General features: G+C 44.8%; 1 pseudogene. It reads left to right on the top strand.

Annotated features, from left to right (window positions below):
- Window positions 1-103: 103 nt before the first annotated feature.
- A pseudogene (locus tag SB752_RS31910) lies at window positions 104-524 on the top strand (IS21 family transposase); the annotation flags it as partial.

Here is a 524-nt window from a genome sequence, read left to right as displayed (position 1 = left end):
CTTTGGCAACCGAAAAGTGCAGACCATTTCCGAAAATGAAAAAAGCCTTGCCAGCTAACTAACAACCCCCTACTCTTCTATTTGGCGAACAGATAGGAGAGGGATGAAAGGAATGCTGGCAATGGCTCAACAACACTATATCAAATACTTACGAGATGTAAAAGATCAATCCATCTCCCAGATTGCAGAGCAAACGGGTATTAACTGGAGAACAGCAAAGAAATATGCTGACTGCTCGGATTGGAATAAAGCAGAGCCACCTCTTCGAGGGAAATTTCCTATCATGGAAGCTTACCGTGAACAAGTGGATACCTGGCTCATGGAAGATCAAACTCGTCCGAGAAAACAACGGCACACAGCAAAACGTATCTATGATCGTCTTGTTTCCGAATTTGGCTTTGCAGGATCAGACCGTACCGTACGGTACTATGTTGCCAAACGGAAATCAGAACTGCAAATCGAAAAGTCGGAGCCTTATCTTCGTTTAGAACACCCAGGGGGAGAAGCTCAAGCGGACTTTGGAA

Origin of the sequence: Brevibacillus sp. SIMBA_040 (assembly GCF_046535075.1) — a bacterium.
Taxonomy (GTDB): domain Bacteria; phylum Bacillota; class Bacilli; order Brevibacillales; family Brevibacillaceae; genus Brevibacillus.
Note: the sequence above shows the minus strand (reverse complement) of the source record. Positions and strands in the feature narration are given on the sequence as shown.